Consider the following 20345-nt stretch of genomic DNA (forward strand, 5'->3'; position numbering starts at 1 on the left):
TTCGTTCCCGTCTCGGAGCGGTTTCGTCGCGGAGCGCGTGCGGCCCGTCTAGGGCCTCGCCCAGAATCTCTTCTCGGTGTCGACGCCGTCGCCCCAGTTGAGGATGTCGACCCACACGTCCACTCCGTCCCGGCCCTGCCAGCAGTCGAGCTGCTTGGAGCCGCGTCCGTCGAAGGCGACGTTGTACACGTAGCTGCCGATCTGGCCGTATGCGCTCGAGTGGCAGGTCACCCGCGCGCCGCCGATGTTCAGGTTCTCCCAGTTCACGACGAACTTGCGGCATCCGTTCACACAGCCGGAGACGGCGTCGCCCTGGGTGACCCACACGCGCGGCTGCGGCGGCTGATCGGTCGTCGCAGAGTAGGTGGGCGATTCGGCGGAGCCTCCCTCGGAGGCCACCACGCGCACCCGGATGGTGTGCGTCTGGTTGTACCCGTTGCCCTTGTCCACGGAGCCGGACAGCGCGCTGCGCTGCACCCAGCCGTTGCCGTCGATGTTGGTGTACACGGTGATCGGCCGCCCGTTGTACGAGTTCGACGCGTTCCAGCTCAACCGCACCGACGTGCCGAGGTTCTGCGCGTTGCCGGTCGGGGCGTGCGGCGGACCGTACGGCACGACGTTGTTCGATGTACCGGCCGGTCCGGGGGCCGACTGCTGTCCGCCGACGACGGAGTACGCCCGCACCTGGACGGTGGTGCCGTCCCCGTTGCGCGCCGGGATGGCGGAGGAGCCGTCCCAGTTGTTCCAGCGACCGTTGTAGATCAGATACTGGTAGCGCAGCTCCTCGGGACGTGCGCCGTTGCCCGCCGGGCGGTCGAACGTCACGTGGATGCGGTTGTCGCCGGGCCTGGCCTGGACGTTCGTGGGCGCGCCGGGGGTTCCGAACGCGCGCCGCGGCGCGGAGTGTGCGGAGGGCTGACCCCAGCCGGCCTTGTTCTCGGCCCGCACCGTGTAGGTGTAGTCCGTCGAGTCGGTCGGCACCGGCACGGTCTGCGAGGTCTGGCTGCCGGAGACAGGCACCGTCTTCACCAGCGAACCGCCGCGGTACACCGCCAGCTGGTACGCGCGGATCGCGTCACCGTTCTGCGGCGCGTCCTGCCAGGTGACGGTCATCTGCGCCTCACTGCCCACCGAGGGCGCGCTGCTCACGGTCGGCGCCGGCACGGTGCCGGGTGGGCCGGCCGGGATCTCCGGGAGAGACGGCGCGCTCCACTCCGAGGGGTCCGGCGCCTGGTTGTGCGCGCGCACGCGGACCGTGTAGCTGGTGCCGTTCTCCAGCCCCTCCCACACCAGGGAGTTGCCGGTCACGTTCGTCTTCTGACCGATGCCGGATGGCGGGATCGGTGAGATCTCCAGCGTGTACGAGTCCACCGGCGACCCGCTGGAGCTGGGCGTCGCCCACGACACCTTCAGCGACTTGTCGCCGAACTCGAGGTTCGGCGGAGTGGGGGTGTCCGGCCTGGTGTCGGGGCGCGCCTCCGCCGACGGCGGCGACGCGGGGCCCTCGCCGACCCTGTTGTGAGCGGTGACCTGGAACGTGTATGTCACGTTGTTGGTCAGGCCGTCCAGCGTGCAGGTGGTCGACGTGCACGTCTTCGAGTAGGGCGAGCCGGAGACCGACGTGACGGTGTACTCCGTGATCTCCGCTCCGTTGTTCGACGGGGACGACCAGGACAGCACCACCGTGCGGTCCTCGACGGTCGACACCGTCGGCTTCCCTGGCGCCTCGGGAACGCCCTGCACCGTCACGGTGACACGGCCGTCGACCTCGCGGTCGGGATCCTTGGTGGCGTCCTGGATGCGGTAGCGGACGACCATCACGCCGACGAACTTCGACCCCGGCGTGATCTCCACCTCGTCGCCGGACACCTTCGCGCTGCCCTCGCCGCTCTCGACCTGCGCGGTCAGCAGCTTCAGCGGCTCACCGTCCGCCGCGAACGGGTTGATGTCGTTCTGCAGCACCGGCACGCGGATGGTCTCGCCCTGGTCCGCCTCGTCGATCGTGTCTGGGCTCGCCACCGGAAGCTCGCGGGTGGATGCCGTGACGGCGATCTCCACCGTGCCCGGGACGGGGTCCGTCGTGCCGTCGGTGACCTCGATGCCCACGCTGACCGTCGTGCCCTTGGGCGTGCTCGATGCCGCCTCCGCGAGCAGCCTGGAACCGTCGATTCGGGCCGAGACCCCTTCGCCTGGCTGGTCGGTGATCGAGAAGCGCAGCTTTCCGGCATCCGCAGGGTCGGGATCGGTGGTGAGCGCCGCCAGGTCGAGCGGCGTCGCCTGCTCGCCGGGCGCGACCTGCATCTGCCCGTTCACGAACTCCGGCTGCTGATTGTCCGGCGGAAGCACGGTGATCGGGATCGTGAGCGTGGCCTTCCGGCCCTGCGGGTCGTCGGGTCCGTCGCCGTCGGTGACCTCGAAGGTGAGCGCATCGTCTCCGAAGTAGCGATCCTTCGACGTGTAGACGAGCGTCGTGGTGTCCTTGATCAGCGAGTCGCCGTTCGCGTGGACGGCGCTCACCTTCGCCGCCTCCGTGAGACGCACGTCCCCGCCACCCGCGACCGTGACGTAATCGGCGAGCGAAATCTCCTTGGTCTCGCCGCTCTTCACCTCGAGCGGCTTGGTGGAGGACAGGGTGGGGCGCAGTTCGCTGATCGCCGGCACGAAGATGAACGCCGACGAGGTCTGCTCGTCCTGGTCGGTCACGGTGTACCGGATCAACTGGCGCTCCTCGGCCACCGTCACGCGGGCCCTGCCGTCGCCGAGGAGACGCGCGCCTGATTCGACGTCGATCGTGAGGCCTTCGACAGTGCCGTCCGGATCCTCGTCGTTGCGCAGGATGTCGAGGTCGACGCTCAGGCCGTCCTTCACGTCCGACACCTGGACCCTGTCGTCACGCGCGACGGGGGTCATCAGCGGGACATCCTTGTCCACGGTCACCGAGATCGGTGCGGTGGCCTCGGCGCCCTTGGCGTCGCGGATCGTGTACTGCAGCGACGTCTCCAGCTCGCGGTCGGGCACCTCGACGATCACGCGGTCACCGGACACCTCCGCGTCCAGCCCCTGCTCGTCGGAGAGGGTGAGTCCGTTCCCGACGATGCCGATGCGGTCGCCCTCGGGGTCGGAGTCGTTGACCAGCACGGGCACGGCGACCGACCGGCCTGGTCGCACGATCACGGCATCCCGAACCGCGTAAGGCGCCTGGTTCATCGCTTCCGGCGGTGCCACGCCCACCCGGATCGTCGCGGTGCCCTCCTGACCGAGCCGGTCGCGCACCCGGTAGGTGAAGGTGTCCACGCCGGCCGAGCCCTTGAACGCCTCGTAGGTGAGGAAGTTCGGGCCGATGTCCGCGATGCGTCCCTTGGAGGGCGCCTGGTCGATCCCCAGCAGCTCGACCGAGTCGCCGTCGGCGTCCAATCCATCGAGGGGGACGGGGATGTTGGTGGTCGAGCCCGCCAGCGCTCGGGCGGTCAGGTCGCGCGGGCGTGGCGCCGCGTTCTTCGCATCGTTGAGCGGGAGGATCTGCACGGTCACGAGACCGCCGTCCTTCTGGCCCATGGAGTCGGTGGCCTCGTACGTGAGGTGGACGGTCTGCGCCTTCTGGCCGGCACGGAAGCGCACGGCGTCCTGCGAGACGAACGCCTCGCCCGCGTCCGCCTCCGGCGCCTCCACCAGTTCCGGCGCGACGTGCATCGTGTCGCCGCTGGGGTGCACGTCGTTGTCGAGGACCGGGATCGTCACGACGTCACCGGCGCGCACGACCACCTCGTCGTCGTTGGCGACCGGGGGCAGCAGTTTCGACGGTGCGGGGATCGGGATGACGATGACATCGCCCTCGGCCGACTTCGAGCCGTTCGAGATGCGGTACGAGATGCGCACCTGCTCGTCGAGCGCGCCTTCGTCGCTGATCCGCAGTGTCTCGTGGTTGAGCACGGACACGGCGATGCCGCTCTGCGGCGGAACGGTCACCGACTGCACGACGAGCACGCCCCCGGAGGGGTCGGTGTCGTTGCCCAGCACGCCCACCAGCGCCTCGCTGCCCTTGGGCAGCAGCGCCACGTCGCGCACGGCGACGGGTGGCAGTTCGCTCTGCCTGCCGTCCAGCACGTCGACGCGGACGAGCCCCTTCGCGGGCTTGGGCCCGGCGGTGGCGAGGTACTGCACGTAGTAGGTGCCGGCGGTGGCGGACTTGAACGTGAACTGCTTGTTCGGGTAGTCGGGAACGATCGTGGCGCCCGCCGTCTCCTCGACGCGTGCGAGACGGAGCTGCTCCTGACCGGAGCTGGTGTCGTTCGTGAGCGGCGCGACGGTGACCGTCTCGCCCACGCGCGTGACCACGTGGTCGGCGTTGGTGAGCGGGTTGCTGGTGCCGCTCGGCTTGACGTCGAGCAGGATCTTGCCGTTGGTGACCTCGCCGAGCGCGTCAGCCACGGTGATCTCGACGGTCTTGCGCCCCTGCAGGCTGGCCACCGCCTTGTACGTGAGCTGGCCGTCGGTGGTGAACTCCACCTCGTCACCCGGGGCGGCGACGACCGACTTCAGGTAGACGTCGTCACCCTCGGGGTCGATCCAGTCGGGCAGCACGTTGTACGACACCGTGCCGCCGCTCTCGACCGACAGCTTCGTGGTGCGCTTCGGGCGGGGAGCGGTGTTCGTCTTCCAGTCGTAGACGGTGGCGGTGACGAATGCTGTGTCCTTGCCCGTGCGCCCGTCGTCGACCTGGTATTCGAAGGTCGCCGAGCCCTCGGCGTCCTCGGGGACGCTGATCTGCAGCGCGGCGCCGTTGAAGATGGGCTGCACATCCCCGATGGAGGGCTGGTCTCCGACGAGCGATGCCGCCAGGACGTCCCCGTCGGGGTCGTTGTCGTTGTCGAGCACTGGCAGCAGGGTGCTGCCGCCGGGCCGGACGCCGAGGTCGTCGTCCTCGGCGGTGGGCGGCGTGTTGTCCTCGGTGCGCTCCGGAAGCGAGGTCTCCACCGTCTCCTCGGTGGTCTCCTCCTCGTCCTCGGTCTCGCCCTCCGGCGGAACGAGCACGCTCCAGTCGTCCACGCGCTGCAGGCTCTTGGTGGGCAGCCAGGCCTGGCCGCCGATGATGTCGTTCAGGACGATGATGTCCCGGTTCACTCGGAACGTCACCGCCGCGCTCTCCTCAGCGCCCGGGATGTCGTTCCTCAGATCGAGCGACTCGCCGCTGCAATCGCGGACGAACTGCGCGGACACCGCCCACGCTCCGTAGGTGCAGCCGCGCAGCTGCACGGGCTGGGCGGGGTTCCCCTGGCCGGACACCTCGGTGACGATCGGGTCCCCGCCGTCGATCGGCACGCGGATCAGGGCGGTCGGGGTGGCGAGGACGACGGCATCCGACTCCGCCGACGTCTGCTGCAGCACCGCGTCCTCGAGACCGTCGACCTGCGTGCGGAAGCCGCCGGGGGTCGTGACGACGCCGGCGGCGGCGTCCAGGACGACCGGCGTGTCGCCCACCACGGTGATGGCGGCTTCCGCCGAGAGCTCGATGTCCGCGAGTTCGGACGACTCGGACTCGAGCGGAAGGCCCTCGGCGTCGGTGGGGATCGTGACGACCTCTGCCCGCTCGCCCGACAGGGCGTAGACGGTGCCGTCGCGCCCGACGGCGACATCCGCGCCGTCCCCGAGCTCGGCGACCGGGTCGGCCTTCTTCGTGTCGAAGCCGGCGAGTCCCTTCGCCGACGTGACCCACAGCTCACCCGTCTTGTCATCCAGGACGGCGGTGGTCAGCCGGCCGAGAGCGACCTTCGCGCGGGCGGGGATCGGTGCACTGTCGGTGAGGGCCACGCGGGCGGGGTCGACGGACGTGACCGTGTCACTGCCGTCGTCGACCAGGAGCACCGTGCCCTCGTCCTGCAGGATGTCGTAATCGTCGCTCGCGGTGCGCAGGCCGCCGTCGATCACCGTCGACTCGTTGTTGAAGTGTCCGACCAGCAGCGTCGAGGTCTTGGTGAGCCATACGCCGGCGTCGTGCAGGTCGACCTTGGTGGTGGGGAAGCCGTCATAGGCGACCGCCATGGTGGTGACGGTCAGAGCGCCGATGGCGACACCTGCGGCGGATGCCAACGTCTTCGGACGCGCACGCACCCACGACAGCGCTCTCATCTCGGACGTTCCCCCTGTGGTGCTTTCCCGTTCGCGGCGCCCCGGATCGGGGCCGCGAGGCACCGGAACATCCTAACCGGGGACGCGGCCGAGCACGGATGGGGAGAAGTTCCCACCCGTGCCCAGCTCACGCGGTGCGCCAGCACCCTTCGACGTGGTCGTCGACCATTCCCGTCGACTGCATCAGCGCGTACATCGTGGTCGGTCCGACGAACCGGAAGCCGCGCCGGCGCAGTGCCTTGCTGAGGGCCGTCGACTCCTCCGTCACGGCGGGGATCTCCGCCATGGTCTGCGGCCGGGGGCGGTCGGATGCCGGAGGCGCGAACGACCACATCAGCTCGTCGAGCTCGCCGTCCGCCATGTCCCGCACCAGCGTGGCGTTGGAGATGGTCGCCTCGATCTTGGCGCGGTTGCGGATGATCCCGGCATCCGTCATCAGCCGGTCGACGTCGTCGGGGCCGAACTCGGCGACGAGCTCCGGCTCGAACCCCGCGAACACCTCACGGAACCGCGGGCGCTTGCGCAGGATGGTGATCCAGCTCAGCCCGGCCTGGAAGCCCTCCAGCGCCATCTTCTCGAACAGCGCACGGTCGCCGTGCAGCGGCACGCCCCACTCCTCGTCGTGGTAGCGGAGGTACTCGGGATCCTCACCCACCCAGCGGCAGCGTGCCAGGCCGTCGGGGCTGGCGATGACGGAGTCCATTCCCCCACGCTACCCAGTGCCGGGGTCAACGCCGGTGCTTGAGCTTCTTCTCCGGAACCGGTGCCTGGCCGGACGCCTTGAGCGCGGCGTAGTGCGCGCGGGCCTCGTCCTGCCGCTGCTGCTCGATCCCGCTGGCGATCGGCGCCCGGACGTGCTCCGGCTCGTAGCCGAACGCCTCGACCAGGTCGAGGGCGTGCGGGCGCAGCCGCGCGCAGAGCCGGTCGATGTAGCGCGAAACGGCGAGCGCGCGCTGCGCGGACAGCCGGCCGTTGATGAGGTACCAGGCCAGGTGCTTCTCGATCACGTGCAGCCCGAACAGGTCGCGCAGCCAGGTCAGCACTGTGCGGGTGCCGGCGTCCTCGATCCGGCGGACTGCGTCGGTGAACGCCTCCCACTGCAGCAGCTCGGCGTGCGCGCGCGCCGCTTCGATGAGCTCGGCCTGGTTCTCGTTGAACAGCTTCTCGCCGAGCACCCTGTCCTTGCCGGCGGGGCGCATCCGGCCGGCGATGTCGGCGATCATCTGCTGCACACGGTCGGTGAGCAGCTCGTGCTGCTGCTCCTCGCGCAGGCCGTTCTCCACCGCCCGCGCGGTCGATCCGAGGTCGACGAACGTCTGGCCGAGCGCCCGCAGCCCCGCCCCGTGGAACACCTTTCCCGCGGTCTGCCCGACGGCGAACTTGGCGAGGGCGGCGGCGTCCTTGCCCTGGAACTGCTTGGCGAAGTCGGCGAGAAGCCGCTTGCCGACGAGCTGCAGCAGCACGTTGTTGTCGCCCTCGAACGTGACGTAGATGTCGAGGTCGGCGCGGAGCCCGACGAAGCGGTTCTCGAACATGAAGCCGGCGCCGCCGCACGCCTCCCGGCACTCCTGCAGGGTGTCCAGCGCATGCCAGGTGGACAGCGGCTTGAGCGCCGCGGCGAGCGTCTCGAGGTCTTCCCGGTCGTCGGGGGTGTCGGTCGCCCCGGAGAACACCCCGTCGAACTTCTGCAGGAACTCGTCGTGCGCGAACAGCTGCGCGTAGGTGGTGGCGAGTCGCGGCAGCAGCCGGCGCTGGTGCTTGCCGTAGTCGAGCAGCACCGTCTCCTGCCCGTCGGCGCCGTCGAACTGTCGGCGCTGTGTGGCGTAGGTGATCGCGATGTGCAGACCGAGAGCGGATGCCCAGGATGCGGCGCCGTCGAGGGAGACGCGGCCCTGCACCAGCGTGCCGAGCATGGTGAAGAAGCGGCGCCCCGGGCTGTCGATCGCGCTGGAGTACGTGCCGTCGGGGGCGACGTCGCCGTACCGGTTCAGCAGGTTGGTGCGCGGCACCCGCACGTGGTCGAAGCTGAGGCGACCGTTGTCGATGCCGTTCAGCCCGCCTTTGAGCCCGTCGTCCTCCCGGCCGATCCCGGGCAGGTCGTCGCCGTCCTCTCCGCGCAGCGGCACGTAGAAGCAGTGCACGCCGTGGTTCACGCCGTCGGTGATCAGCTGCGCGAACACCGTGGCGGCGACGCCGTGCAGGGCGGCGTTGCCGAGGTACTCCTTGGTGGCGCCGCGGAACGGCGTGTGGATGACGAACTCCTCGGTCTGCGGGTCGTACGTCGCGGTGGTGCCGATGGCGGCGACGTCGGAGCCGTGTCCGATCTCGGTCATGGCGAAAGCGCCGGGGATGGTGAGGTCCATGATGCCGGGCAGCCACCGGCGGTGGTGCTCCTCGGTGCCGAGCTGCAGCACCGCCGAGCCGAACAGTCCCCACTGCACGCCCGACTTGATCTGCAGGCTGGGATCGGCGACGACGAGCTCCTCGAACCCGGCGATGTTGGCGCCGTTGTTCGCCTCGCCGCCGAACTCCTTCGGGAACGCCCGATGCACGGCGCGGTTCTGCACCAGCAGGTGCAGCTGGCTGAGCACGCGCTCGCGGTGCTCGTCCTTGCCGAGGCTGTCGTCGCGCCAGAATGCGGGATCCTTGATCATCTCGCGGGCCTGACGGCGGGTGTCGGCCCACGTGCCCAGCAGCAACTGGTTCACCCGTTCGACGTCGAGGCGGTGCGCCTCGTGCTCGTGGGCGGATGCGGGGCGGACGGCGGCGTCGACCATGGGCGTTCCTCTCGGACGGTGTCGGGGACACCTACATGGTAGGTCTGCCACAACTCATAGCGAAGCCGCCTGTGGGGTTCCCCCAACGGGGGCGATGGGCGAGACGGCCGTCCGTTGTCACCTCACGACAGTGCCGCCGCGGTCGTCGAGCGGATGCCGAAGGGGCCGGCCCCGCGGATGCGGACGGCCGGCCCCTCGAGCGGTCGGTCGGTCAGAGGCTGAGGCCGTGCCCGAACCGGAACAGCGGGTCCTCGGTGTCGAACGGCACGTCGGGTCGCGAGGCCTCCACGGCGGCCATCGACCGGGGCAGGTCGAACGGCAGCCGGCCCTTCGGCTCGGCGGCACCGGTGAGCACGTCGAGCAGCGCTGCGCCGGAGGCGCCCCAGTTCACGGTGACCGCGGCGGCGGCATCCACGATCTCGGTGAGGATCGCCGGGCGGTCGACGAGCACGTCGACCACGGTGGGCACGGCGGCGGCGACGGCGCGCACGTGCGCGATCGTCTCGTCGTCGAAGGCGAGCGACCCGGCGTGGAAGAAGTTCTCGAACGCCGTGGCGCGCTGCTCGTACGGCGCCTGCAGGCGGATCACCGCGAGGTCGGCGTCCTCCGGCGACTCCACGATCTCGCCGTACGCGGCCGCGGTCTCGGCGTCCACGCCCTCGACGTACAGCCGGCGCCCGGGGGTCGCGGGGAGCACGCCGTCGTTGGTGAGGACGGTGATCGATGCGCGCTGCGCGGCCTCGCCCTCGGCCCGGAAGTCCGCACGCCCGACGATCGAGTCGGCGGCGTCCTCGTCGACGAAGGGGTTCTCGAACAGGCCGAGCTCGAACTTCTCGCGCAGGATCCGCCGCGCCGACACGTCGAGGCGCTCCTCGGAGATCTCCCCCTCCGCGACCAGCTCGAGCAGCAGGTCGGTGCAGGACTCGCCGCCGAACTGGTCGGCGCCGGCGTCGAGGACCTTCTTCATCCGCTCCTTGGGGCTGAGGTGCTCGACGCCCCACGCGCGAGCCGGGTGGAGGTCGCCGAGGATCTCGGCGTCGGTGATCAGACCCCAGTCGGTGCACACCAGACCGTCGAAGCCGAACCGCTCACGGAGCAGGCCGGTGATGACGGATCTGTTGAAGCCGAAGCCGACCTCCTCGTACTCGGTGCCCACCGGCATCCCGTAGTACGGCATCATCTGCCGTGCACCCGCCGCGATCGCCTCCTGGAACGGCTTGAGGTGCAGGTCGAACTGCCCGCCGGGATAGACCTGCTCGCGGCCGTAGGCGAAGTGCGGGTCTTCGCCGTCCTTCTGCGGTCCGCCGCCGGGGAAGTGCTTCGTCATGGTCGACACCGAGCCGGGGCCGAACGACGACCCCTGGAAACCGCGGATGTACGCGGCGCCGAGGCGCCCCGCCAGCTCCGCATCCTCGCCGAAGGTGGCGGTCTGGCGGGCCCAGCGCGGCTCGGTGGCGAGATCGACCTGCGGGTGCAGCGCGACGCGCAGGCCCACCGCGGTGTACTCCTGACGGGCGATCTCACCGAAGCGCTCGACCAGCTGCTCGTCGCGGATCGCCGCGAGCCCGAGGGTCTCCGGCCACTGCGAGAACGGGCCTGCCATGATCGAGGCGCCCGGGTTGTCGCTGAACGAGTGCCGCGGATCGGTCGACAGCGTCACCGGGATGCCGAGGCGGGTGGAGGCCGCGAGCCGTTGCAGTTCGTTGTGCCACACCGCGATCTCCCGGGCGGTGGGCGCGGCGCCGAGCAGGTTGAAGTGCGTCATCCGCTTGCCCTCGACGTACTCGCGGGCGGAGGGCAGCCCGAACGCGGGGTTGCGCTCGTCGAGACCGCCGATCGTGATCATGGTGTGGAAGAAGAGCCCGGCCTTCTCCTCGATCGTCATCGCGTCCAGCAGCAGCTGCACGCGCTCGTCGACGGGCAGGCTCGCGTCGAGCCAGGGGCGGTCGGTCACGGCATCCGTCATCACTTGACTCCCTTGATCCGGTAGACGAGCACGGCACCGGCGCACGTGACCAGCGCGCCGAACAGGTACCACAGGGTGTACCCGCCGAGCGGGGTGGCGGCACCGAGGGCGATGATGCTCGGGGCGACGGCCGGGGCGATCGACTGCGGCAGCGCGTTGGCGATGTTCAGCACGCCGAGGTCCTTCGCGGTGTCGTCGGGGTCGGGCAGCACCTCGGTGGCGAGAGCCAGGTCGACGGAGAAGAACGATCCGGCGCCGAAGCCGATGATCGCCTGCGCCACGATGAGCACCGCGATGCTGGGCGCGGTCGCGAGCAGCGCGAGCCCGACCACCATGACCAGTCCGGCGGCGGTCACGAACGGGCGGCGCTTGCCGATGCGGTCGGACAGGATGCCGCCGAGCGGCGAGGACACCATCATCGCGGCCATGGACGCCATGTTGGCGAGGAGGATCGTCCCGATGGCGTCCTGCTCGGCCAGGCCGAAGCGCTCGACCAGGTAGAACGGCAGGAAGGTCGCGACACCGGTGTAGCCGAACATCACGAAGAACTTGGTCAGCCAGGTCCAGCCGAAGTCGGGGTGCTTGACCGGGTTGAACACGAAGGACCCGAAGAACTGCCCGATCGTGAGGCGTTCGGCCGGCTTCTCGGTCAGGCGACGGTCCTTGAGGCGGATCACGAAGATGACGGCGAGCGCGGCGGCGATGGCACCGGGCACGACGAAGCGCTCCACGTCGCCGGGCAGGTAGTTGATGAGGAAGCTGCCCGCGAGGATGCCGAGCGGGGTGGTGATGCCGACCACGCCGGACACCCGGCCGCGGCTGGCGACCGGCACCTGGTCGGGGAGGGTCGCGTTGGCGGCCGACAGGACCGCGTTCATCGCCACCTGAACCAGGCACCAGGCCAGCAGGACCACCCACACCGAGCTCGCGACGCCGATCAGGGCGAAGCCGCCCAGACCCACCAGCGCGCCGCCGAGGATCCACGGACGGCGCATGCCCCAGCGGGAGGTGGTGCGGTCGGAGAGACGACCGGCGAGCGGGTTGGCGAACAGCGCGAACAGGGCGCCGACACCGAGTACCAGGCCCAGGTTCCCCTTCGCCGCCTCGGCGTCGGGCGAGATGTGCTGGATCTTGAACGCCATGGACACCAGCACCGGCGTGAGCAGGGAGAGGTAGACCCCGAAGTTCACGCCGGCGAGCCCCAGAGTGAAGCCGCGCGGCGTGCGCTCGGGGGTGCTGCCGGGGGCCTTGAAGCCGGTGGTGCCGATGACTGCCGCCTGGGCGGCGGGTGACATCTCTGTCATGGGAGAGCCTTTCGGAGGACGGGTCGTGTCCGCTGCGACACGCGCGGGTTCCCCCAGAATACAACAAACCCGACCAAATGGTAACTGAAAGCCGACCACCTGGTAATCGGGCAGGATATGGACGGGAGGACGAATGACACCGACGGCCACCGCGCGATCGCGGCAGCGCAGCGCGCAGCAGACCCGCGCGCGCATCCTCGACGCCGCGCAGGAGGCCTTCGTCACCCGCGGATACCGCACCACGTCGCTGCGGGAGATCGCCGCGGCGGCCGGCATCAGCCACCCCGGACTGCTGCGGCACTTCTCCTCCAAGGACGAGCTGCTCGCCGAGGTCGTCGAGCGCTTCGAGGAGGAGAACACGCGGTTCTACGCCGAGCAGGCGGATGCCGCGGAGCCGGGCGCCCTGCTGTTCCCCGAGCTCGCCCGCCGCAACGCCGCGATACCCGGGTATCTCGACCTGTTCGCCGCGCTCACCGGCGAGGCGTCCACTCCTGCGCACCCCGCGCACCAACGGATGCGGGAGCGCTACGCCCGCCTGGACGCGCTCGCCGCCGACAACATCGCCGCGGCGATCGAGCACGGGATCGTCGCCGACGACCGCGACCCCGTCGCGGAGGCGATCCGGCACTCCGCCGGGTGGGACGGCCTGCAACTGCTGACGCGGTACCTGCCGGCGAAGGTCGATCTGGTGTCGATCCTCGAGGCACGGGAGGATCTGTGGGCGTTCCCGGTGGGATGGCGGGATCCCGAGGATCCGGCTCCGCACGACGTCCCCGCCGCGATCCCCCGGCTGGACGCTCTCGGCGAGATCGAGGACGCCGACGGGTACGCGGTGGGCCGCGAGCGCCGCACCAGGATCGTCGAGGACGCGATGGCGCTTTTCGCCAGGGAGGGGTACGGCGACACCAGCCTGCGGGAGGTGGCGGAGCGCGTCGGCGTCGCCAAGTCCACCCTGATGCACCACTACCCCACCAAGGAGGATCTGCTGCGTGCCGTGCTGCGCGAGCGCGACAGGCGCATCTCCGAACGGGTGTCCCGTGTCGCGCCCGCCCGCGCCGCCGACGCACTCCGCGACCTGCCGGTCGGCGCCGCCGAGAACGCCGCGCGGGAGGCGGGACTCATCGAGGTGTACGCGGTGCTGTCATGCGAGGCCGTGCCGTCCCGGCATCCGGCCCACGACTACTTCGAGAAGCGCTTCCGCCGCACCGTGGGCCACCTCACCGACCTGTTCCGGGCGGCCAGGGACGACGGCGACCTGCCCTCGCATCGCGACCCCGCGCAGGAGGCGATCTGGCTCACGGCGCTGTGGGACGGACTGCAGTACCGCTGGCTCTACGACCGGGATGCCGTCGACGTCGCCGCCCACCTGCGCGCGCACCTGGACGACGTGCTGCCCGATCCCTTGTGAGCCGTCGGGCGAGTTGCTGGCGTTCTCGCACGCGTCAAGGCGACCGGCCCCTCCGTGCACCCGTCCATGAGACGGAATCGCCCAGGCCTCGCGGCCCGGGTATCGTTCTCAAGGCTCGAAATCGGGCGCACGGAGAGAAGGAGGGCCGCATGGCCGCACAGGAACCGACCGCATCCGGCTGGGACCGCCCGGTCTCACCCGAGACGTCCGCCGGTCTCGGCGGAGTGACCCACGCGAAGTCGAAGAAGCTCCGCCCCCGCCACGTGACGATGATCACGCTCGGCGGCATCATCGGCGCGAGTCTGTTCGTCGGCTCCGGCAACGTGGTCCGCGCGGTCGGCCCCGCCGCCGTGCTGTCGTACCTGATCGGCGGTCTGCTGGTCTTCCTCGCCATGCGGATGCTGGGCGAGATGGCCGCATCGCGCCCCGCCATCGGCTCGTTCATGGAGTACGCCCGGGTCGGTCTGGGCGACTGGGCGGCCTACCTGGTCGGCTGGCTGTACTGGTACTTCTGGGTCGGCGTCCTCGCGTACGAGGCGGTGCTCGGCGGTGAGACCATGCACACCTGGTTCCCCGCCATCCCGTCCTGGGGCTGGTCGCTCTTCCTGCTGGCGGTGTTCGTGGGCACGAACATCATCTCGGTGCGCACCTTCGGCGAGGTCGAGTTCTGGCTGGCCAGCGTCAAGGTGCTCGCGATCGTCGTGTTCCTCGGCGCGGGCACGCTGTTCGCCCTGGGCCTGTGGCCGAACGCCACGTTCTCGGTGCCGAACCTGTGGGAGCACGGCGGGTTCGCACCGAACGGCGTCGGCACCGCCCTCACCGGTGTCGCACTGGTGATCTTCTCGTACTTCGGCACCGAGATCGCGGTCATGGCGGCCGCCGAGTCCGAGGACCCCGCCAAGGGCATCCGGCAAGCGACGAGCACCATCATCTGGCGGATCCTGCTGTTCTTCGTCGGGTCCGTGCTGATCATCGTCACGGTCGTGCCCTGGAACGAGTTGCCGGAGCCGACCGACGTCGCCAACGCACCGTTCACCTACGTGCTGTCGCTGTTCGGCATCCCCGGCGCGGCGGTCATCATGCAGCTGGTCATCTTCACGGCCGTCATCTCGGTGCTCAACTCCGGCCTGTACTCGGCATCGCGCATGTTCGCCGCGCTCGCCGACAAGGGCTTCGCCCCGAAGGCCGTCACCAAGCGGTCACGCAACGGCGTGCCGGTGCTCGCGCTGCTGGCATCCACCGTCGGCGGCCTGCTCGCGACGCTGGTGAACTTCATCGCACCCGGCTCTGGCATCTTCGACTTCATCATGAACTCGGCCGGCCTGGTCGCCCTGTTCGTGTACGTGTTCATCGCGCTGACCCAGATGCGGCTGCGCCAGAAGATGACGCCGGAGGAGGTCGCCGGGCTCAAGCTGCGGATGTGGCTGCACCCGTGGCTGAACATCCTGCTCGTCGCCGGCATCCTGGCGATCTTCGTCATCATGCTCACCACCGAGTCCGGCCGGACCCAGGTGTGGGCGAGCCTGATCGCGACCGGTGTGCTGGTGCTGTTCTGGCCGCTCGTGCGGCGGAACCTGGCCAAGCGCCGCACCGACCGGGTCGACGCCGACGCCGTCAGCACGCCCGTGTAGTAGCTCACATCCGCCGTCGAAGGGAAGTGATGAACGACGAGACGGGCGCTTCGTCCGCGGAGCGTCCGTCTCGCGGCCGGCGCCACCACGCTCCGGTCCGCCACGACCGGCGTGGACGGGTTCGTCCCTCCGCTGGACGCCTGGCAGACCGCGCCGAACCTGCAGTCATCCATGCAGCACATGCCGGAGTCCCTGCCGGCCGCGCTCGGCGCCGTTCGAGGACGTGATGGGCTCGACGTTCACCGACGGCTGGATCGTCTCGGCGCCGGCGGCGCGGCGTTCACAACTCAGGAACGCTGCGGCCCGTGGACGCGAAACCGGCCGATATCCGCGGATATCGGCCGGTTTCTCCTGAGTTGTGAACGTCAGGCGGCGTGGTCCTCGGCGTCGACGTCCTTCCCGGTCGGGTCCCACTTGACGATGAGCAGCGAGACGAGGCCCGCGAGCGGCGCGAGAGCCACGATCCAGAACACGCCGGTGGACAGCGCGGCCGCGAGCACCGGGAAGAACACCAGCGAGGCGATCGAGAAGACGCGCTTGACCGCTTCGTTGAACCCGACGCCGACGCCGCGCAGGCGGGTCGGGTACGACAGCGTGGCGTAGCTCATCAGGTTGGCGCCCGGGCCGCCGGCCTGGGCGAACACGAACGCGGCCAGCATGGCGATCGAGATGAGCACGAGCGCGCCGGTCGGGATGCCGACGATGGCGAGCGTCAGCAGCGATGCCGCCTGGATCGCGAAGCCGATGATGGTGAGCTTGCGGGCGCCGATGCGGTTGACCAGGCTGACGCCGAGGATGCCGCCGACCGCGCCGAAGCCGAGGTTGATGACCAGGGCGGACAGGATGGTCACCAGCGGGCCCTGCTGGAACAGCATGGCGATGATGAGCGGGGTGCCGTAGGCGACTGCGTTGTAGCCGAAGGTGGAGAACACCGACACGCACAGCGCGGCGATGGTGCGCAGGCGGTACCGGCTGGAGAACAGCTCGGCGTACTGCCGCCAGTGGCCGGTGCGCTCCTTGGTGGTGCGCGAGGTCTCAGCATCCGGCGCCAGCTCGACCTCGAGGCCGTGGTGGGAGCGCATGACGTCGACGGCTCCGCGCAGGTCGCCCTGGTCGGCGAGCCACTGCGGCGACTCCGCCATGTAGCGGCGGCGGACCAGCAGCACGATGATGGCGGGGACGGCGCCGAAGCCCACCACGATGCGCCACAGGATGCCGTGCTGCTCGAGCGGCAGCGCGAGGAAGACGGCGAGCACGAGCAGGTAGCCGAAGCCGGTGGCGATGTACCAGGCCGGCGACCAGGCGTTGACCCGCTGCGAGCGGCTGCCCGAGCCGCGCAGGCGCGAGAACTCGGCGAGGAACGCCATGGCGACCGGCAGGTCGAGGCCGACGCCGACGCCCATCAGGAAGCGGAAGAAGATGAGCACCCATTCGTTGGGTGCGAGCGCACAGCCGATGGCCGCGACGACGAAGAAGGCCATGTCGGCCATGAAGAGCTTGTAGCGGCCGAAGCGGTCGACGAGCATGCCGCCGAAGATGGCGCCGACGACCGAGCCGACCATGATGGCGGCGTTCACGAACCCGGTCATCAGCGGGTCGAGACCGAACTCCTCCTTGACGGCGGTGATGCCGAACGCCAGCGACGAGAAGTCGTAGGCGTCCATGAAGATGCCGCCCAGGGCGAGGACGATGATCGCCTTGGTCCGCGCGCCCTGCGACCCGCGCTCGGCGAGCAGAGCGTGCACGTCGCGGGCGGAGCGGATGACAGTGGGCGCAGCCGTCTGGGTGTTGCTCATGGACGACCACGGTACGGCCTGTCATGACATCTGCCGACTCGGGACGTCACATCACGAAACACGGAGGCGGGCGGCCGCCTCCGTGTTCCACGACGGCCTCACTGCGACAGCGCCGCGGCGATGGTGTCGGCGTAGGCCTGCTGGCCGGCCGCGTTGGGATGGAATCCGCGCTGCTGGACGGGACCGCCCGAGACGAGGCCGCTGATCCAGCGGTCGCCGGTGTCGCAGAGCCCGTGACCGGCGAATCCGGCGGCGATGTCGACGTACTCGACGCCGGGGTCACCGGTCTGCCCCACGTAGGCCGCCACCCCGAACTGCACGGCCATGTTGAGCCCGGTGACACCGTTGTTGACGGCGAGGGCCTGTGCGGCCGAGAACCGCACCTGCTCCCCCTGGACCGCACCGATGCTGCAGGTGCCGGAGACCGTGCCGAAGATCAACGGATACCCGGTGACCATGATCTGCGCGTTCGGCGCGAGAGTGCGCACGGTGCCGATGATCTGGGCGATCCGCAGCGGGAGTGCCGCGACCGTCGCCTGGGCGGCGTTCACCGCCGCGGCGCACGCGGCGTCGCTTCCCACGCTGCTGCACGCCGCGAAGATGGCGCGCCAGTCGAAGTCGTTGGCGCCGACCGTGACGGTCACGAGCTGCGTCCCCGGCCCGAGATCGCCGAGCTGCCCGGTGAGCACGTCCTGTGTCGAGGCCCCGGCGCAGGCGCTGGACGCCACCGGGATCCCCGACGCGGCGGACAGCAGCAGCGGGTACGCCTTCTTCGAGCGCAGGCAGCTGTCATCGACGTAGGGCAGGTTCCCGGTGCCGGCGGCCTGCGAATCGCCGAGTGCGACATAGGGCGCGCCGGGCGGAGTCTCCGCGGCGGCCGGAACAGCGCCGAGCGTCGCCGTGCCGGCCAAGAGCATGGCGGCGATGACGGTCATGAAGCGTCTTCTCATGGTGATCTCCCCAGATCCGCGTCCCCCGGGGCGACGGGTGCCCGCGCTCCTGGCGCTCAGGGTAGACCTGCGGCGGGGCCGGCGCCAGAGCGATCTCGGCGGGTGGCGGGAGGGGGTCGGGGGCGGCGCGTTTCGTTTCGCTCGCGCTGCGCGCGGGCTCGCTCAACGACCGGGAGAGGGACGGCGTGACCGACCGGGGGGGGTCAGGCCGCGGCGATCACCGCGATCACGGCCTCGCCGTACGCCTCACGCTTCTTGGCACCGATGCCGCTGATCCCGTCCAGCTCGGCCACCGATGTCGGACGGTGCTCGGCGAGGGCGCGCAGTGTGGCATCCCCGAACACGATGTACGCGGGGACGCCCTGCTCCCTGGCTGTCTCGGCCCGCCACGCGCGCAGCGCCTCGAACAACCCGCGATCGCCGTCGGCGACGGCGGCCGACGCCTGGCTCTGCCTGCCTCCGCGCGCCCGACCTGCGCTGACCCGTCCGATCGTGTCGCGCCGCAACGGCACCGCGGTCTCCCCGCGCAGCACGTCGGCGGCGGCCTCTCCGGGCGCGAGGGTGCCGTACTCCCCCTGCGCGACGAGGATGCCGCGTGCCAGCAGCTGCCGGATGACGCTCCGCCAGTCCTGCTCCGACAGGTCGGCGCCGATGCCGTAGGTGGCGATCTGCTCGTGGCCCATCTTGCGGATGCGCTCGGTCGACGAGCCGCGCAGGATGTCGATGAGATGCCCGGCGCCGAACGCCTGGTTCCGCTCGCGCTTGAGCCGGACGATCGTCGACAGCAGCTTCTGCGCCGGGATCAGCCCGTCGAACGTCTCCGGCGACTCCAGGCACGTATCGCAGTTGCCGCATCCTTCGGCCGGCCCGGCTCCGTCGCTCCCGCCCGGCGATCCGGATCGGGTGAGGCTCTGCCCGAAGTAGTTCAGCAGGTTCCGCCGGCGGCACTCGACGGTCTCGCACAGCGCCAGCATCGCGTCGAGATGCTGGCCCATCCGCATCTTGAACGTGCGGTCGCCGGGGCTCTGGTCGATCATCCGGCGCTGCTGCACCACGTCGCCGAGTCCGTAGGCCATCCACGCGATCGACGGCTCACCGTCGCGCCCGGCGCGGCCGGTCTCCTGGTAGTAGCCCTCCACGGACTTCGGCAGGTCGACGTGCGCGACGAAGCGCACATCCGGCTTGTCGATGCCCATGCCGAACGCGATCGTGGCCACCATCACCACGCCGTCCTCGCGCAGGAACCGCGCCTGATTCGACGCGCGCACGTCGGCAGGCAGGCCGGCGTGGTAGGGCATGGCGTCGATGCCCTGCCCCGCCAGGTACTGCGCGGTCTGCTCGACCGACTTGCGGCTGAGGGCGTAGACGATGCCCGACGGCGCCGCAGCGCCGGCGGAGGGCAGCAGCTCCGGCACGGACCGGATGAACGCCAGCAGCTGTCGCCGGGGGTCGACCTTCGGCACGATGCGGTACTGGATGTTCGGCCGGTCGAAGCTGGCGACGAAATGCTTCGCCCCGTCCAACTGCAGCCGCTCGGTGAGCTCGCGGTGGGTGGCGCGGGTCGCCGTCGCGGTGAGCGCCATGCGCGGCACCCCCGGGAACCGCTCGGCCAGGTCGCCAAGCGCCAGGTAGTCTGGCCGGAAATCGTGGCCCCACTGCGACACGCAGTGCGCCTCGTCGATCGCGATGACGCTGAGCACTCCGCGCTGCAGCAGCTGGGTGGTCTGCCGATTCGACAGCCGCTCCGGCGCGACGTAGATGAGGTCGAGCTCGCCCGACAGGTAGTCGCGCTCCACCGCGGCGCGCTCGCCGGGCGACTGCGTGGAGTTCAGATACGCCGCGCGGACGCCGTTCGCCCGCAGCGCGTCCACCTGGTCGTGCATGAGGGCGATGAGCGGGCTGATCACCAGCCCGGTGCCCGGCCGCACCAGGGCGGGCACCTGATACGTGACGCTCTTGCCGCCGCCGGTCGGCATCAGCACCACGGCATCCCCGCCGCCGATCACCTGCTCGACGATCGCCGCCTGGTCGCCGCGGAACTCGTCGTAGCCGAAGACGGTGCGCAGGGCATCGAGCGCGGTCGGGTAGCGGGACGGGGCCGCCGTGGGCGGAGCGGATGCCGGCCGAGCGGATGCCGTGGGCGCGCCCGCGGGCGTGACGGGACCCGGCCCCCAGTCCAGCGGCGGCTCGTAGCCGTCGTCCGGCGGTACCCAGTCCATCTCCTCCGGCTCGCCCCACGGTTCGTCCGGGTACGCGTCTCCGGGCGCTGGAGCCCATCCCTCGTACGGGTCGCGCGAAGTCTGCGGCATCCGTCCAGCCTAACGACCGTGGCCGACATCGGATCCGGCCGTGCACGGCGCCGCCCCGCCGCAACGCGGCTAGGTTGG

10 protein-coding genes are annotated in these 20345 nt (G+C 70.4%); 2 read left to right on the forward strand and 8 right to left on the reverse strand.

The genetic code is table 11. From position 1 onward, the window contains the following. Positions 1 to 48 precede the first annotated feature (48 nt). The 5 genes from RIF65_RS02960 to RIF65_RS02980 form a co-directional block, all read right to left on the reverse strand. Positions 49 to 6126, reverse strand: a complete 6078-nt coding sequence (locus RIF65_RS02960; RefSeq protein WP_309066662.1) for an Ig-like domain-containing protein — start codon at positions 6124 to 6126, stop codon at positions 49 to 51. A gap of 127 nt (positions 6127 to 6253) precedes the next feature. Next, positions 6254 to 6829 (reverse strand): DNA-3-methyladenine glycosylase I, encoded by a 576-nt coding sequence (locus RIF65_RS02965; protein WP_309066663.1) that lies wholly within the window; start codon positions 6827 to 6829, stop codon positions 6254 to 6256. 25 nt (positions 6830 to 6854) lie between these two features. Next, entirely contained in the window at positions 6855 to 8903 is a 2049-nt protein-coding gene (locus tag RIF65_RS02970) for an acyl-CoA dehydrogenase family protein (RefSeq protein ID WP_309066664.1), read from the reverse strand. 211 nt (positions 8904 to 9114) lie between these two features. Then, a complete protein-coding gene (locus tag RIF65_RS02975) occupies positions 9115 to 10869 on the reverse strand; it encodes a glycoside hydrolase family 3 protein (RefSeq protein WP_309066665.1) in 1755 nt (584 codons plus the stop codon). Further along, positions 10869 to 12173 carry an MFS transporter gene (locus tag RIF65_RS02980; protein ID WP_309066666.1) on the reverse strand — a complete coding sequence of 435 codons (1305 nt, stop codon included), beginning with the start codon at positions 12171 to 12173 and terminating at the stop codon, positions 10869 to 10871. The genes RIF65_RS02975 and RIF65_RS02980 overlap by 1 nt, the downstream gene beginning before the upstream one ends. 133 nt (positions 12174 to 12306) lie before the next feature. On the opposite strand from RIF65_RS02980, the gene RIF65_RS02985 reads away from it, so the two are divergent. Together RIF65_RS02985 and RIF65_RS02990 are read left to right on the forward strand one after the other, a co-directional pair. Continuing rightward, on the forward strand, positions 12307 to 13581 hold the full coding sequence (locus RIF65_RS02985) for a TetR/AcrR family transcriptional regulator (RefSeq protein ID WP_309066667.1): 1275 nt from the start codon (positions 12307 to 12309) through the stop codon (positions 13579 to 13581). A gap of 149 nt (positions 13582 to 13730) precedes the next feature. Then, the gene (locus RIF65_RS02990) at positions 13731 to 15212 is read left to right on the forward strand and encodes an amino acid permease (protein ID WP_309066668.1); all 1482 of its coding nucleotides are present in this window, start codon (positions 13731 to 13733) and stop codon (positions 15210 to 15212) included. A 365-nt stretch (positions 15213 to 15577) separates the two neighbouring features. On the opposite strand, the gene RIF65_RS02995 is transcribed toward RIF65_RS02990, so the two are convergent. The 3 genes from RIF65_RS02995 to recQ form a co-directional block, all read right to left on the reverse strand. After that, the gene (locus RIF65_RS02995; RefSeq protein ID WP_309066669.1) at positions 15578 to 17008 is read right to left on the reverse strand and encodes an MFS transporter; all 1431 of its coding nucleotides are present in this window, start codon (positions 17006 to 17008) and stop codon (positions 15578 to 15580) included. Between the two features lie 98 nt (positions 17009 to 17106). Continuing rightward, entirely contained in the window at positions 17107 to 17943 is an 837-nt protein-coding gene (locus tag RIF65_RS03000; protein ID WP_309066670.1) for an SGNH/GDSL hydrolase family protein, read from the reverse strand. Between the two features lie 218 nt (positions 17944 to 18161). Further along, positions 18162 to 20267, reverse strand: a complete 2106-nt coding sequence (recQ, locus tag RIF65_RS03005; RefSeq protein WP_375142109.1) for a DNA helicase RecQ — start codon at positions 20265 to 20267, stop codon at positions 18162 to 18164. Positions 20268 to 20345: the final 78 nt, after the last annotated feature.

Origin of the sequence: Microbacterium sp., assembly GCF_031180975.1 — a bacterium.
Taxonomy (GTDB): Bacteria; Actinomycetota; Actinomycetes; order Actinomycetales; family Microbacteriaceae; genus Microbacterium.